The sequence below is a fragment of the Streptomyces sp. NPDC002926 genome, assembly GCF_053591755.1.
Map to the genome: position 1 here is coordinate 1 of NZ_JBSFUK010000010.1, position 14092 is coordinate 14092.

General features: G+C 66.3%; 10 protein-coding genes, 1 tRNA gene and 1 pseudogene. 5 read left to right on the forward strand and 7 right to left on the reverse strand.

The annotated features are described in order from the left end of the window. Window positions 1–468: 468 nt before the first annotated feature. A pseudogene (locus ACWDZ6_RS17875) lies at window positions 469–669 on the forward strand (site-specific integrase); the annotation flags it as partial. 143 nt (window positions 670–812) lie between these two features. Here ACWDZ6_RS17875 and ACWDZ6_RS17880 read toward each other — a convergent pair. From ACWDZ6_RS17880 to ACWDZ6_RS17900, 5 genes are all read right to left on the reverse strand, one after another. Then, on the reverse strand, window positions 813–1073 hold the full coding sequence (locus tag ACWDZ6_RS17880) for a hypothetical protein (RefSeq protein WP_451503625.1): 261 nt from the start codon (window positions 1071–1073) through the stop codon (window positions 813–815). Window positions 1074–1805: 732 nt separating this feature from the next. Beyond that, window positions 1806–2024, reverse strand: a complete 219-nt coding sequence (locus ACWDZ6_RS17885; RefSeq protein ID WP_451503626.1) for a hypothetical protein — start codon at window positions 2022–2024, stop codon at window positions 1806–1808. Window positions 2025–2093: 69 nt separating this feature from the next. Then, window positions 2094–2282 carry a hypothetical protein gene (locus ACWDZ6_RS17890; protein WP_451503627.1) on the reverse strand — a complete coding sequence of 63 codons (189 nt, stop codon included), beginning with the start codon at window positions 2280–2282 and terminating at the stop codon, window positions 2094–2096. Window positions 2283–2345: 63 nt separating this feature from the next. Then, window positions 2346–5126 carry a helix-turn-helix transcriptional regulator gene (locus tag ACWDZ6_RS17895; RefSeq protein ID WP_451503628.1) on the reverse strand — a complete coding sequence of 927 codons (2781 nt, stop codon included), beginning with the start codon at window positions 5124–5126 and terminating at the stop codon, window positions 2346–2348. A 1142-nt stretch (window positions 5127–6268) separates the two neighbouring features. Beyond that, the gene (locus tag ACWDZ6_RS17900; RefSeq protein ID WP_451503629.1) at window positions 6269–6841 is read right to left on the reverse strand and encodes a TetR/AcrR family transcriptional regulator; all 573 of its coding nucleotides are present in this window, start codon (window positions 6839–6841) and stop codon (window positions 6269–6271) included. A gap of 131 nt (window positions 6842–6972) precedes the next feature. On the opposite strand from ACWDZ6_RS17900, the gene ACWDZ6_RS17905 reads away from it, so the two are divergent. Next, window positions 6973–7989 carry a PCRF domain-containing protein gene (locus tag ACWDZ6_RS17905; RefSeq protein WP_389186376.1) on the forward strand — a complete coding sequence of 339 codons (1017 nt, stop codon included), beginning with the start codon at window positions 6973–6975 and terminating at the stop codon, window positions 7987–7989. Between the two features lie 115 nt (window positions 7990–8104). On the opposite strand, the gene ACWDZ6_RS17910 is transcribed toward ACWDZ6_RS17905, so the two are convergent. Next, window positions 8105–8177, reverse strand: a tRNA-Arg gene (locus ACWDZ6_RS17910). A 349-nt stretch (window positions 8178–8526) separates the two neighbouring features. Between ACWDZ6_RS17910 and ACWDZ6_RS17915 the strand changes: the two genes are divergently transcribed. Further along, window positions 8527–10236, forward strand: a complete 1710-nt coding sequence (locus tag ACWDZ6_RS17915; protein WP_451503630.1) for a class I adenylate-forming enzyme family protein — start codon at window positions 8527–8529, stop codon at window positions 10234–10236. On the opposite strand, the gene ACWDZ6_RS17920 is transcribed toward ACWDZ6_RS17915, so the two are convergent. Then, a complete protein-coding gene (locus ACWDZ6_RS17920; protein ID WP_451503631.1) occupies window positions 10223–11506 on the reverse strand; it encodes a M6 family metalloprotease domain-containing protein in 1284 nt (427 codons plus the stop codon). The genes ACWDZ6_RS17915 and ACWDZ6_RS17920 overlap by 14 nt on opposite strands. Window positions 11507–11810: 304 nt before the next feature. Between ACWDZ6_RS17920 and ACWDZ6_RS17925 the strand changes: the two genes are divergently transcribed. Together ACWDZ6_RS17925 and ACWDZ6_RS17930 are read left to right on the forward strand one after the other, a co-directional pair. Further along, window positions 11811–12461 carry a TetR/AcrR family transcriptional regulator gene (locus tag ACWDZ6_RS17925; protein ID WP_451503632.1) on the forward strand — a complete coding sequence of 217 codons (651 nt, stop codon included), beginning with the start codon at window positions 11811–11813 and terminating at the stop codon, window positions 12459–12461. 111 nt (window positions 12462–12572) lie between these two features. Continuing rightward, entirely contained in the window at window positions 12573–14090 is a 1518-nt protein-coding gene (locus tag ACWDZ6_RS17930) for an MFS transporter (RefSeq protein WP_451503633.1), read from the forward strand. Window positions 14091–14092: the final 2 nt, after the last annotated feature.

The window sequence follows — 14092 nt, forward strand, 5'->3', positions numbered from 1 at the left end:
GGTATTGCTGCGAAGCACGTGCGTCAGAATTCCTGATTCACCCTGGCCCTCCCGGAACGGCATACCCGGTTGTCCGGCGAGGGAGCGCCGAACGCCTTCGCCGTTTGAATGGGCTCTAGCTGCGTGTACCCCTGCCACCGGTGGTAGGGGTCTCTGCTGTCTCGCTTTCCCCAGGCAAAGACGGGAACCACTTCGCGTTCCTTGCCGGGTGGCCGACGTGCAGTGGGAGTGCGGACTCAAGCGGGGGGTAGGTAGCCGCAGGTGAATCGGCGGTGTCAATCAGCTGGCGCCCATCATGCGCACCTCGCGCCGCGATGCACGGCGCAGGCGTACCCGGAGTGCGGACACATACCTTGGCGTCCTTCTTGCTGATGTCGAGGCCGGCGCAGCGTTCGTGCAGCACGTCCACGGTCTTGCTCCCTCCCTCGCCGGACAACCGGGTATGCCGTTCCGGGAGGGCCAGGGTGAATCAGGAATTCTGACGCACGTGCTTCGCAGCAATACCTGCTGACGGCGGTCGGCGTCGCACCGAGGGTCATCGTGGAGATCCTCGGTCGCAGCCAGATCAGCGTCACGATGGACGTCCATACCCACGTCGTTCACGACACGCAGCGGGAGGCGATCAGCCACATGGACCGCCTGCTCAAGCGCCGTCTGCCGGGCGCCTGAGACACGACTGCCGTCAAATGATGCCGTCAAAAGGCCCCGGACCATGATCGGTCCGGAGCCTTTTGGCTGGTGCCCCCGGTTCTGGGTGGCCTTCCGCAGCCGGGCGTTGATCCTTATCTCCGGCGGGAAGGAGAGGGGGCGTGTCAATCCACCAACCGAGCCGCAGTCGCCTCCGCGGACTCGGCAGTGTCCAGCAGCGCCGTGTCGTTCGCGCCATGCGTCTTCGTGGACATTTGCCGCCACTCCTCCAGCGACGGCTTACCACCCAGATGCACTGGCACCCCACGGCGGGTGAACGACGACGGCCGGGAACGCTCCTGGCGCAGCACCCACCAGGTGCCCACCCCAGAGATCACCAGCAGGGACACGGGGATCAGAGCCCCGATCAGGCGGGCAGCAGACATGGCGGAACCTCGATTCGGCGGACAGCCGGTAGACGTGACGTGGAGCGAATGCCCCAGGGCTCCGCATCCGGTTCTTGGGGCCGGTAGCGCGGCCAGTCAGTAATGCGCAGGGTCACGTTCCTGATGCCGGGGCCCCACGGAATGATCGAGACGAGCGAAACGCAGGGCGGAGAAACGAGTGGGCAGGCCGCGCGAGCCGTCGGAGACGGCGACCCGGGCGCCGCGCTCGGCGCGCGTTCAACGCGACCGTGCCGTAACGCGGCGGGCGGTACCGGGGGTCTGGGCATGGAGCGGAAGTAGGCAGTCGAGCGAGCCGGGCTGGCCCGCTGTGCCGTACGACGGCCGGAAGGTGACCAGCGTCAGGATGGGTCGGACGTCGAAGAGAAGGTGGCTGTCAGGGTCGGTCCAGGCGTAGATGATGATCAAACCTTGAGTGGCTAGCGGTTCCCGGTTCCTCGCCTTCCTTTCTAGGCGTTCCGCGTACAGGGCACATCGGGGGTTCTCCCTAGTCGCACACCCCGGCGGACCAGGGATCCCAAACTGAGAAGAAGCGGCGCTGCCGCGTCGAGGAACGTCCCGGCATCAGCGGGCACTTCGAGTGACTGCGAGAACCGGGGCGAAGTACTCGGCGGTCAGGGCCGGGCCCGGCCCTGCAGGATCGAGGTTCCTGATCAGCACCCGGCCCCCACGGATGCGCTCCCCGCCGGAGTACGACGTGAGGACTGCGTCCCCTCACTGCCCGGACAGGCGGGACGCGGCGGGGCATCGGACAGCGCCGCACAGATGGGCCAGGAAGCGGCTTTTCTGCGGCATGCCGGAGGCGACGACGACCACCTGACGTGCCACGTAGTTGGAGCCGCCGTTGTGCAGCCGCTGTGTGGAGAGGTACTCGGCCTGGAAACGCTTGCCGTACTCGACGTGAGCGGCAGCCCGTACACCCCCGCCCGGCACGCCTCCGCGATTCCCCGATGCCCACGTCGGATGCATCTCGTTCGAGATGTATGAGGCCAACAGAACCGGTCACCTCGCCGGTTCGGCATGCTCATCTCCCTCGGCCGCAGCGGTGACTTGGTCGCGCAGCTGGGTGAAGTCGAGCGCGGCCGCGGCTTCGGGGCCACCCTCCGTCTCGCCGACCGCACCAACATCGCCGCCGCACTCCGCTATGCCGCCCGCGACGCCACTCGCCCGCTGTCCCACCCTGGGCACCACGTGATCAAGGTAGAAAAACCGCCAGAACGCCGCCGTCCTGACCGCTGCCCAGGCACCGAAGCATCACCACGCAGGCCCACCCGAAGTCGAAGATCGGAACAGACGCGGTGGACCGAGGATCAGATCGCGTAGTTGCCGCCGACTAGTTATATTGAGTTTCGCAAAGATGTGCCCCAGGTGATATTCAACCGTTTTCGCGCTTACGAAGAGCTCTGTTCCGACTTCCCGGTTGGTCATTCCGCGGCCAACGAGGTGAGCTATATCCCGTTCTCGCGGCGTGAGGTCGGCCAGCAGATCCGATTCGTGTACCTGTGACTCGCTCGCGATGTACGGTCTGGCGCCCAGCGTACTTAGCGTGCCCTCTCCGCGCCCCATCCACTTGTCGCCGTCTGAAACACGGCCTATGGATCTAAGGCAGCCTCCCAGGGAGCGCTGGATGAGGGACATGTAAACCAATGAATCATCGGGGTCCCTCGCTCGGGTGACTCTCGACTGGTAAATCTTCATGGCCCCGTATTTGTCGCCACAGGACTCCAAATACTTACCGTGAAGCCATACGGCTGGAAGCCTTAGATAGGGTGCTGTTCGTGCAAGTTCTTGCACAAACCTTATTTCTGTTTCTGCTTCTGATGAGCGACCGTTCTCTATAAGAGCTTCCGCGTAGAGCGCGCGCCACCATGCTTGAAAGTGTGAAGCAGGACCCGACAGAGGGGGACGGGTGAGCGGCTCAAGGATTGACAATAGCCGTATGGTGTCCGATTGTGCGTGAGCGAGCACTGCATTCCCAAGGCAGGTGAAAGGGACTGCCCAGCTGGGTGCAAAATTGCCGAGTTCCGCCTGTGCGATGTCGAGATGTTCCTGAGCCTGCGCAAAATCACCGCGACCGCTAAAGGTGAGTGACAGCGCCGCATGTCCCATGGCTGCAGCCCACGGCTTTTCACTTTTGGAGGAAATGATCAAGGCGTTTCTCGCACTTACTGAGGATTCGTCCCACTTCCCGAGCAAAAACTGCGCGGAAGAAAGGCATACGAATCCGAACTCGTCCATCGTCGGTCGTCCACTCAGACGCGACATGTCAAGCGACTGGGAGACGTCACGGATGCCTGCGTTCAATTCTCCTGCGAAAGAATGCAAGAGTCCTCGGAACATCAGAGGGAAGGACAGGAAATGATGGACGTCGTCACCTGACTCAAGGAATTCGGTCAGGCTATTCAGCCCCGCCCGAGGTCCATGAATGAACGCATGAGCAAAGGCCAAGTGAGATTTCGCTCGGTATGTAATCGCCGAGTTGACATCATTGATGGACGGAACACGCTCGAATGCCTTCACCGCTGCCGGTCCGTTTCCTCGAAGCAGTTCGAGAAGACCAAGCCAGCTGGCAGCCATGCCGGCAATTTTGACTCTCTCAGGGTCGGTTGATCGTTCTTCGGCATCCAATGCATTGGTTAGCAGAGGCGCAGCCTCGTTCAAATGCCCCCGGCTCTCCGCGTAGGCACCCAATATGAGGTCACGCATGGGAGACGGAGCGCAGGCTTGAACGTCGACCAGTAGTGGTTTTACCCGTGAGAATTCGTCTATCCAAAGCAAGTGTGCCGCGGCCAACTGAAGCAAGCGTTCATGCTCTGTACAGGAGCTTGCCACATCTGCAGCCCATAGCCACAGAGTCGCTGCGCGGTTGACGTTGCCGATATGAAACTGCTCGTTGGCCGCCTCTTCCAGCTCATGACTGAGTGCGCCGTTTACAGAGTCCGCTGCAGCTACTCGGTGTTCCCAGGAAGCTTCACGGGGAAGAACTGCTGCTGCCTTGACGTGAAGCTCTTTTCGCCGGACCGGAGACAGGCATGCGTAGATTGCCGATCTTTGCAGCTCGTGTCGGATGACGACAGGTGCTGCGGGGTCTCCCCGAATCCATTCGACGAGCCCTTCCGCCAGCAGGGGCCCCATAGCGATAGATGGCTCGGAAACTCCTGCGACTGCTGCCGCCTTCAGCAGAGGAATGCGACCGTTCAGAACAGCGAGAGCTTCAGCAAGGCGACGCGATGCCTGTGGGATATTCGCCAATTGATGGCTTATGACGGAAGCAAGGGACGGGGAAAATTCGGCATTCTCTGGGCGTGAGGACACAGACGCGCGCTCAAGTTCTCGGATTAGCATCTGGACGTAGAGTGGGTTCCCGCGAGTGAGATTTGTAAGGTTCTCTACAGTATCCGGATCCACCTGGTCAAGTGAATGCTCGGCGAGATGTGAAACCTCTTCGATGGAGAATCCGAAAAGTGGCACGTGACATACCCTGTCAACACCTTCGTCGATCAAGGGTTCCTGAGAATCCTCGATTCTTTCTTCCCCGGCCCCTCGGAGCAAGAGGATCGTGATGACTGTGTCGGCTTCCAGTCGGCGCAGCATAAACCCGAGCGCCTCTTTGGAGTTGCGATCCGCCCACTGTATGTCATCTGCGACTATGGCAACTGGACTTTGCGATTGAAGAAGCCCCAGCACTTCCAAAAGCTGCGCGCCGACACGGAAAGGGGCAGCGTTCTCGGGGACAGTGCCGTGCTCAAGAAAAGATCCCTGCAAAAGGGATGGCTCTACCTTTCGCAGCAACTGATCGACGAGCCCATATGGAAGTTCCTGCTCGGATGAGGCGCATCGTGCCGTCAGAACCCTGAATACTTGCGCCTCGTCATTGCGTAGCCAATGGCGGAGAAGCGTTGTCTTCCCTGCGCCAGATTCACCACGGACCCAAACGAGCCAAGGTCTCCCTTGTTGCGCCTGCAGTGCGCACTGATTGAGTTCATCGAGCTCGGATTGCCGTCCGACGAAGAAATCACCGGGCTTGCTTATCATGACCACCCTCCCAGATCACGTAGCCGCTCAAGTATAGCTGTGGTTATTAATTCAATGCCACAGCCCTGGTGTGTATTCGGCTGCTGCGGGGACGGCGACCTTGATCACAGAATCCCATCCGCAGCATGGTAAAGCGATGGCTTGCTGTGACAGGCAGCTGAGCCGTCCCTAATGTTCCAGCTTTCGCGGATGGCGCCCTCGCCGCACTTGACCCGACTCATTTGCCGCACCGTCGGCCCCCGCTCCGGGGACTGGGATGCAGAATGGCACGCCGGGTTACTGAACGCTTCTCATCCAGTGGTTCCCGGGTGATGGCGGCTGGTGGTCAGGATCCGTACGTGGCAGGGCTCCTGATCGTTTCGCTGGTAATTGCACTCGCCAACGTCTCGACGCAGGAGCCCTGTTGGTCCCGTATCGAGCCATGCTCGACTTCCCGCCTGAGGTCGTTGAGTATGTTTCCTGGCTCATCTACGCCCGAAGGTGTGGAGCTGAACCCCCGCTTGCGCAAGCGGGGCTGCTTTCGGCAGGCCCAGCTCGTCCTGGCCCACCTACGCAAGAACGGGAACCTCGCCCAGATGGCCGCAGGGTTCGTCGTCCTCGGTGGCGCCCAGGCACGTCGGTGATCACCGTGACTCTTGAAAGCAGCCCTGCGCCGGGCGCCACCTCGAAGAGGCGGAGCGCGAATTCTCCAGCCATGACCGACGCCGAGCACAAGCTCGCGCCGTTCAACCGGCAGCCTGAGCCAGCAGGTGCCTCGGTCAGGGTGTTCGACGCGGTGAGGGTGCGGCCGTGCCAGCCCCAGATTTCGGGGCCGGAGGCTCCCAACCACTGCGCCGACTGTGCGAAGGCCGAGGCGAAACCGTTGGAGACGCCAAGCGTTCCCGCGGAGGACGCTGCCTGACGGCGCGTTCCCGTTCGTTCCCATGCGAGGCCAAAAGGCCCCTCGGAGATCACTTCCGAGGGGCCTTTCTGGTACATCGCGCCTGGTCAGGCATGGTGCCCCGGCAGGATTCGAACCTGCGACACCCGCTTTAGGAGTTCGGTCCGAGCGCAGTCCAGCTGCTGCTGGCGACTGATGCGATGCCCGGACGCAGACGCTGGTGTACGCCCCCGTCCGGCGTCGTTGATGTCACCCGTGGATGTCAGACGCGTGGTTGCGGGGCGGGTGACAGTGCGGTGCGGGCGGCGGAGAGGATCTGCTCGGACAGCGGGGAGTCCTTGGTGGCGCGGGCCAGGAGAAGGGCGCCGAGCATGGTGCACAGCCTGGCGATGCCGTCCTCGTCGTCGGTGGCGAGCCACTGGCTAAAGTCCTGTACCCCTTCGGTGTAGGCGCGGTGCGCCCCGTGGCCGCCACTGTGCCGGGCCATGTCGGTGGCGAGCGCGGCGACGGGGCAGCCCGAGGCGGGGTTGTCCCGGTGCCGGACGGACAAGTATCCGTCGATCAGGTCCTGCTGGGCCTCGACGCGGTGCCCCTCGTGCTCCTCGAGTGTGGTGGCGTGGTGCTCGGCCAGTTCGCCGACCGCGTGGATTACCGCCTCGTCGATCAGAGCCTCCTTGGAGGCGAACTGCTTGTAGAAGCCGCCGTGCGTCAGTCCGGCCGCTTTCATCAGATCCGCGACGCTCACGCCCGTGCCCTGCACGCGGAACAGCTGCGAGGCCCGCTCCACGACCCGCTGGCGGTTCGCCTGTGCCTGTGCATGTGAGACGCGACCCATAGGGCACCTCCTTTTTGGATGTCGGACGACATATATCGTACGGTAGCTGTTTAGATTATTCACATCATCTATCTTGGGCGCTCCCCTCCCCTCATCCAAGGGCGGCGGGCCCCCTGCACGGGAGACATTTCATGGCCACTCGCCTCGGCCCGGCCGCCGAAGCCGACCTGACCACCGCCTCCTCCTCGACCGCGCCACCGGTCCGGCTCTGGCTCCAGCCGGCCGTGATCGCCCTGGTCGTCGTGGCGGCCTTCGTCGGCTGCTACGTCGGTCTGCAGCGCAACCCCCAGCCGCACCGGGTGCCGGTGGCTGTCGCCGGGCAGGAGCTTTCGGGCGAGATTCGCCAGGTCCTTGGTGACAGCGTCGATGTCCATCCTGTCGCCGACGCCGCCACGGGGCGTGCTGAGCTGGAGCGCCGCGATGTCGTGGCCGCGCTCAGCGGCCGGGCGGACTCCAACCGGTTGCGCCTGGAGGTCGGCGGGGCCAACGGGCAGTCAACGACGACGGCCGTCAAGAGCCTGATCGGCGCCTATGCCCACGGGGCGAGCCAGCGCCTGACCACGGTGGACGTCGTCCCGTTCGCCCGTTTCGACTCCCGTGGACTGGCCGGGTTCTACATGGTGTTCGGCGTCACGCTGGCCGGCTTCGTCCTCGCCCAGAACGCCCTCGGGCTCGCGAACCATCTGCACCTGCGCCACCGGTTCTGGCTGCTGTCCGGCGCCTCTGTGGCCATCGGCATCGTCGCCACCGTGATCGCCGGACCCATCCTCGGGGCGGTGCCCGCGCCGGTGATGCCGCTGGCCTTCGGCTTGACCCTGCTTGCCGCGGCAGCCGCGTTCACCACCAAGCTGCTGGGCACCTACCTCGGCCCGGTCGGTGTGCCGGTCGCCACCCTTTTGCTGCTCACGGTCGGCAACTCCACCAGCGGAGCCACCATCGGCCCGGACCTCCTGCCCTCCGCCGCTCGCGCCGCCTCCGCTCTGCTGCCGCCGGGCGCGGCCGTCCGCGCCGTGACCGACCTGAGCTACTTCCACGGCGCGCAGGCGGTGCAGCCATTGGCCACCCTCGCGCTGTGGGCGGTGATCGCCGCGGTCCTGGTGAGCCTGCGCCCCCACCTGAGGCGGCGGCGCACTCGGGTGACCACCTGACCCCACGGTCAGGGTGAAGGTCGTGTCACAGACGTGCCACTACGGGCCCGCAGGGTCCTTCTCGAACACCGAAGGGCCGGCCCGGGAGAAATCCCTCCTGAGCTGGCCCTCGCTGTGCCCCCGGCAGGATTCGAACCTGCGACACCCGCTTTAGGAGAGCGGTGCTCTATCCCCTGAGCTACGGAGGCGTCCGGTCAAACGGCTCTTGATCCCGTCCCCCGGTGCTCTGTAGAGCACCTCGTACCTGGACGTGGCTCCTGACGTCTGACCGTCGACAGGCTACCGGATCCGGCGGCCCGGCATGGTTCGGGGATCGGTCTTTCGCGCGAGGTCCCGGTCGCCCGGGGGCCGGTTCGCGGGTGGACCCGGTCATCGCCGAGGAGTACCCGGGCAACCCGGGCCCGTCGTCAGGCTCTGCGGTAGGCGTCGGCACAGCGGTGATCAGGCCTCGGTGGGCGATACACCGACCTTGACGGGGTCCGGGTGCGCGAATAACGTACGCCAGCGTACTGAGCAAGCGCTTGGAGAGGGTCGACCGTGCCGCACCCCCACCCGCACTCCGATCCCTCCGCCCACGAAGCCGCGCTCGTCGCCCCCGGGGCCCCGTTCGCCGTCGTGCGCGGCGAGGACGGCGGACTGCTGTACGCGGAAGGGCCGCGCACGCTGCGGGAGTTCGTCGAGGCCACCTGGGCGTTCGGCGACCGGCCGTTCCTCGTCGGCGCCACCGGGACCTACACCTACCGGGAGTTCTTCGCCGCCGCGTCCGCGCTCGCGCGCCGGTTCGTCGAGGAGTACGGGCTGCGCCCCGGCGACCGGGCGGTCGTCGCGATGCGCAATCACCCCGAGTGGCAGATCGCCTTCTGGGCCGCGCAACTGGCCGGGCTGGTCACCGTGCCGCTCAACGCCTGGTGGACCGAGGACGAGTTCGCGTATGCCCTCGACGACTGCTCGCCGCGCGTGCTCCTCGTCGACGGGGAGCGGCTGCCGCGGGTCGAGTCCTGGCGCAACCGGGCCGGCGTGCGGGCTGTCGTCTTCCACCATGAGGGCGAGCCGACGGAGGGGGTCGAGCGGTACGAGGACTTCGAGCGCCCGGATCCGCTCGCCGCGCCGCCCGCGGTCGAGGTCCGGGCGGAGGACGACGCCACCATCATCTACACCTCAGGGACCACGGGGCGGCCCAAGGGCGCCGTCGCCACGCAGCTCGCGCAGGTGGGGGCCGCAAACAATCCGCGCTTCCACGCGGCCGCTTCCGCGCTGGCACGCGGAGTGATGCCTGGACAGGGGCCCGCGCCCGTCGTCCTGCAGACGTTCCCGTTCTTCCATGTGGCCGCGTTCACCACGCTGTACTCGATGATGGCGGTCGGCGGGACGCTCGTACTGATGCGGAAGTGGGATGCCGAGCAGGCCCTCGAGCTCATCGAGCGGCACCGCGTCACGTACTACTCGGGGGTGCCTGCCACCGCACTCCAGTTGCTCGACGCGGCCGAGCGGGCCGGGTCTGAGCTGGAGACGCTGTCTCATCTCAGCACCGGCGGGGCCGCCGCGCCGCCCGATCTCGTGGCGCGGCTGACGGCGCGTTACGGACAGCGGATCGAGCCTCGCAACGGCTACGGGCTCACCGAGACCAGCGGTGGCGTGCTCGCCAACTTCGGTGCCGGCTACCGGCAGAACCCGGGCAGCGTGGGGCGGCCGTCGCCCGCGACGGAGGTGCGGATCGCCGGGCCCGCCGGCGAGCCGCGGCCCGAGGGCGAGGTCGGTGAGCTGTGGCTGCGCGGGCAGTCTCTCGTACGCGGTTACTGGAACGATCCTGCCGCCACCGCCGCCGCGTTCCAGGACGGCTGGTTCAGGACCGGCGATCTCGCGACCGTGCGCGAGGGGCGGGTCAGCGTCGTCGACAGAATCAAGGACATGGTCATCCGCGGCGGCGAGAACGTGTACTGCGTCGAGGTGGAGGGGGTCCTGCACGACCACCCGCAAGTCGCCGACGCCGCCGTGCTGGGCGTACCGCACCCGGTGCTGGGCGAGGAGGTCGCGGCCGTGGTGCAGCTGCGCGCCGGGGCCACGGTCACCCTGGACGAGCTGCGGGCGCATGTCGGCAGGTCCCTCGCGGCCTTCAAGGTGCCGGCTCATGTCCTGCTGCGGGACGAGCCGATGCCCCGTAATCCCACCGGGAAGATCCTCAAGCGGGAGCTCCGCGTGCCCGTCCAGGAGCAGTTGTCACGGGACCGGGCGGTCAGGAACGCGTGATGCGCACCCGGTAGCTGCCGCCGGGGTTCTCGCGGATCACCGCGATACGGATCCCGTTCCGGGCGTCGGTGAAGGTCTGGCCCGGCTTGTACGGGGCGTCGGAGAGCTCCGCGTGCACATTGGGCCGCCGGGTACAGCCGCCACTGTTGCGATTGCTGTCCGAGACCGCCACCGGTCCCTGTCCGGTGTCGACGTCGGACTTCACGTGGTAGATCAGTACGCCCGGCTCGCAGACGGCCTCGTCGTTGCCCGCCTTGGTGCGTACTTCCACCGCGTACCCGGAGTCCTCGGTCACCGGGATGATCGCCATCTTGGCGCCGCCCGAGGTGGCCAGCGGGGTGAGCGAGTACTCGGTGGTTCCGGGCGTGGACGCACAGCTGATCTGGTCGGCGTCCAGCCAGCCGAGCTTCCACTTGTGCCAGCCCAGCAGATCGTTGTTGGCCCCCCAGTCCTCGGACATGATGTCCCAGTGGCCGACCGCGCCGCCGCCCTCGGTGGTGTAGAGGTCGGGCAGGCCGAAGACATGGCCGTTCTCATGGGGCAGTACGCGATAGCCCGTCTCGTCGTACGATCCCGAGCCGTCGTCCTGGCGGCTGTAGACGAAGGACGTGTTGGACAGCGGCACGCCGTCCGCGAGCGGGGCCTCGTCGTTGCCCGAGAAGGTCACGGAGAGCACGGTGTCCAGCGCCGAGGGGCCCGCATTGGGTGTGACCAGTATGTTGACCAGGTCGTACGTGCTGAAGTCCACCTTCGGGTCGGCGGCGGCCACGATGTCCTGGGCGAGCTTGCGGTAGCCGGGCTCATAGGGTGAGCCGCGCTCTATCCCGTACGCCGCGAACGGCATCGGCATCCGCAGCCAGTCGGTGACCGGCGCGTCCGGGAGATAGCTGAGCCGTCCGTACGAACTGGTCCTGAACCACTCCGAGGTCCGCGGGAAGAACTCCGCGAGCCGGTCGAGTGCCCGCCCGGGGCCCGGCGCGTCCGGGAAGTCGATCATCAGGTTGAGAGCGCGGACCTCGCCGGTGGAACGCGAATATCCGGGCGGGGTCGGCAGCCCCTCCGACATCTGTACGCCCATGGTGGACGCGATCCGGCAGGGTCCGAGCCCTCGCTCCTCGGCGGCGACCGGCCCCGCGGATGCCCGTGTGGGGGAGGGGAGCGTGGCGCTCGCCGTCGTGAGGGCGGCGAGCGCGAGTGCGGCGAGTGTGGCGAGCGCGCTGATGCGCCGGTGCCTGCCGGATCTGCGTATCCGGTGGCGGGTCTGCTGCATGCCGTCGCCTCGGGGTCCGCGGCAGCAGGCCGGCCCTTGCTGCGCTGTGCGATCAGCCTGTGACGGGTGGTGGCGGGCCGCGCGCGGGGTGGGCCGATCGTGGGTATTCCTCGCGGGCAATGTGTGATGCAGGTCACATCGAGTGCAGGAAATAACCGGGGAGCGTTTCCCCGTTTGCACACGTGTCCGTACGAAACGGGGAAGCGATCCCCGCTTACGGAGCGGCGCGAGAGCGATACGAGCCGGGCGGTGAGCCCGGACAGAGAAGCCGGACAGAGAAGCCGGACAGAGAGGAAGTGGCGCCGTGAGCCCCGCCGCCGACACCGAAGCGCGCCGCTCCCCCCGGCCGCGGGCAGACGCCCTGCGAAACCGGGAGCGGATCGTCACGGCCGCGCGCGAGATGTTCGTCGAGTTCGGACCCGAGGTCCCGCTCGACGAGATCGCTCGCCGGGCCGGCGTCGGAAACGCGACTCTCTACCGGCACTTCGCCGACCGCGACGCCCTCATCCATGAGGTCGTCCTCTTCGTTCTCGCCCGCACTACGGAACGGGCGCAGGAGGCGGCCGCCGAGGAAGAGGACACCTTCGCGGCGCTTCGCCGCTTCACCCACGCGGCCGCGGACGAACGGATCGGGGCGCTCTGCCCGCTGCTGACCGGCACATTCGAACAGTACTTCCCCGATCTGACCCATGAGCAGGTACGCCTGGAAGAGGCAGTCGAGGGCCTTTTCGAGCGCGCGCACAAGGCGGGCCGTCTCCGCGCCGACGTCGCCGTCGGGGATCTGCTCGTCGCGCTCTCCCAGCTCACCCGGCCGCTCCCGGGCACCGCGTGCCTGAACATGGACCAGTTCGCGCACCGCCATCTGCAACTGTTCCTGGACGGTCTTGAAGCGCCCGCGCGCTCCGAACTGCCGGGTACGGCCGCCACCTTGGAGGACCTGCGAAACACCCCGTGAAGCAGTAAATCCGATCACTGCCGATTACTTCGGGCGGCTCCGCCAGTCCCTCCTACGACCTCCTGACCACGTCCCGTCTTGACCTCTCCGCACCCTTAGGTGGCTACTCCCATGTCAAAAACAGCCGACATCTCACTTCCGGACCCAAGTCGCTGGAAAGCCCTGGTCTTTATAGCCCTGGCCCAGCTGATGGTGGTGCTGGACGCGACGATCGTGAACATCGCGCTCCCGCACGCCCAGCACGACCTGGGAATCTCGGAGGGCAACAAGCAGTGGGTCATCACCGCCTACGCGCTCGCCTTCGGCGGACTCCTGCTCTTCGGCGGCCGGATCGCCGACCTGTGGGGCCGTAAGCGCGCCTTCGTCGTCGGTCTGCTCGGCTTCGCCGGGGCCTCCGCGCTCGGTGGTGCGGCGACCGGCGAGGTGATGCTGCTCGGCTCCCGCGCACTGCAGGGTGCCTTCGGCGCGCTGCTCGCGCCCGCCGCGCTCTCGCTGCTCGCGGTGATGTTCACCGACGCCAAGGAGCGCGCCAAGGCCTTCGGTATCTACGGTGCGATCGCCGGTGGCGGTGGCGCCGTGGGTCTGATCCTCGGCGGCGTGCTGACCGAGTACCTCAACTGGCGCTGGACGTTCTTCGTCAACATCCCGTTCGCGATTGTCGCCGCCGCCGGCGCGTACTTCGTGATCCGTGAGCCGGCCGGCACCCGTAACCGCTCGACGCTCGACATTCCCGGCGTGGTCCTGTCCACCCTGGGTCTGGTCTCGCTGGTGTACGGCTTCACCCGGGCCGAATCGGACGGCTGGTCCGACATCACCACGGTGGGTCTGTTCGTCGCCTCCGCCCTGCTGCTCGCCGCGTTCGTCTTCACCGAGGCGAAGGTCAAGTCGCCGCTGCTGCCGCTGCGCGTCCTGACCGAGCGCAACCGTGGCGGTGTTTACCTCTCGCTGGGTCTCGCGATCATCGCGATGTTCGGGCTGTTCCTCTTCCTCACTTACTACCTGCAGATCGTGCGGGGCTACTCGCCGGTCAAGACCGGCTTCGCCTTCCTTCCGATGATCGCGGGCATGATCACCGGCTCCACCCAGATCGGTGCCCGGCTGATGACCCGCGTCGCGCCGCGCCTGCTGATGGGCCCGGGCTTCCTGGTCGCCGGAGCCGGCATGCTGATGCTGACGCAGCTGGAGGTCGGTTCCTCGTACGCCGGTCTGATCCTGCCCGCGCAGGTGCTGCTGGGTCTGGGTATGGGTACGGCCTTCATGCCGGCCATGTCGCTGGCCACGCACGGGGTGCGTCCGGAGGACGCCGGTGTGGCGTCCGCCATGGTCAACACCTCGCAGCAGGTCGGCGGTGCCATCGGTACGGCGCTGCTCAACACCATCGCCGCATCGGCCACGACCGCGTACATCGCCTCGCACGCGGCGGGGGCCACCAACCAGCAGTTGCTGCAGGCGCAGGCCATGGTGCACGGCTACTCGAACGCCATCTGGTGGGCGGTCGGCATCCTCGCGGCCGCCTCCGCGATCGCATTCACGCTGATCAACACCGGGCGTCCGGGTGCCGGTTCGGTCACCGCGGCCTCGGGTGACGGTGTCGAGGACGAGATCAAGGTTCCTGTCGTCGCGCACTGACG